Below are 1458 nucleotides of genomic sequence, written 5' to 3' on the forward strand. Positions count from 1 at the left end.
TAAACTGTACCCTGAGTAGTAGACACTTAAAAAAGTCTATTGCTCAGGTTTTTTGTGTACACTGGACTAAATCATATTGGGAGTGAATTCGAGTGTCGAAGAAGATATTTACGTCAAAAGAAATAGATGCGCTAGCCGCAAATCCTTACGTTAAATCTGTGAGCCCGAAAGGGATCACGTATACCGATGAGTTCAAGGAACTCTTTATAGCACAGACGTTGGAAGGAAAGTTCCCTGTGGAAATCTTCCGGGGATGTGGGTTCGATGTGGAGGTTCTCGGTGAACGGCGTATGAATTCTTGTAAAAACCGCTGGACAAGGGCTTACCGAAAAGATGGTGTAATGGGGCTGCGCGATACACGATCAAGTAATTCAGGACGTTGGAGAGATAGAGAGCTGTCGACAGAAGAAAGGTACGCGAAGCTCGAGGCCGAAAACAAGCTGTTGAAAGCAGAGGTCGAACTATTAAAGGAGATCCGCCTGGCGGAAGGGAGAGGAAAGCTGGACTAAGCGCATCGCAAAAGTATGAGCTGATTCAAGGTGTCATCATCAAGCATAAAATGAAGGGGATGGTCAGCCATCTCTGTCAGGTGGCCGGGGTGTCACGTCAGGGATACCACGCCTATTTCTCGGAACGGAGGAGACAGATCAGACAGGAGCACGAATCGAGAGACATGGCTCTTCGTGACCTTGTTCTGAAGGCGTTCCACTTCAAGAAGCGCAAGAAGGGTGCTAGGCAGATCAAGATGGTGCTATCTGGCCATTTCGGTGTGACGATGAACCTGAAGTGCATCCGACGTATCATGCGGAAATACAACATCGTGTGTCCAATCCGCAAGGCGAAACCATACAAACGGCTCATTAAGGCGACGGCCGAGCACCGGGTGGTGCCGAATCACCTCAAACGCGAATTCAAACAGGGCACGCCCTATAAGGTGCTTCTCACCGATATCACCTACATATTTTACGGGAACGGTAAGCGGGCCTATCTTTCGACCATCGTGGATGGTTCGACCAATGAGGTATTGGCGCATCAACTCTCTGAGAACATCAATCTCGACATTGTATTGGACACGTTGAAGCGTTTACGGAAGAACCGGAGGATTCGCTTGGACAAGGACGCATTCATCCATTCAGATCAAGGAGGGCACTACACGAGCCCGACCTACCAGAAAGAGGTGAAGCGTATGAAACTAGGTCAATCCATGTCCCGACGGGGCAACTGTTGGGATAACGCCGTCCAGGAATCATTCTTTGGACATTTCAAGGATATCGTCGAGTTAAAGGCCTGTACCACGTTCGATTCACTACAGCGTGAAATCCAAAAAACCATTAACTATTACAACCATCATCGTTATCAATGGAACATGAAAAAGATGACTCCCGTACAGTACAGGAATCATCTCCTTGAAGCAGCATAAGTTTTTTTATTAATGTCCTTTACATGGGGTACAGATTA

1 protein-coding gene is annotated in these 1458 nt (G+C 47.5%); it reads left to right on the plus strand.

Annotation, left to right across the window (positions count from 1 at the left end; genetic code table 11):
• Positions 1-92: 92 nt before the first annotated feature.
• Positions 93-1420 (plus strand): IS3 family transposase gene (locus KNP68_RS15015; protein WP_125317985.1). Its coding sequence is split into 2 segments (ribosomal slippage): positions 93-492 and positions 492-1420, totalling 1329 coding nucleotides; the frame shifts between segments, so codons are not numbered across the junction.
• Positions 1421-1458: the final 38 nt, after the last annotated feature.

Source organism: Exiguobacterium sp. s50, from assembly GCF_018618175.1.
GTDB classification, from domain to species: Bacteria; Bacillota; Bacilli; order Exiguobacteriales; family Exiguobacteriaceae; genus Exiguobacterium; species Exiguobacterium chiriqhucha.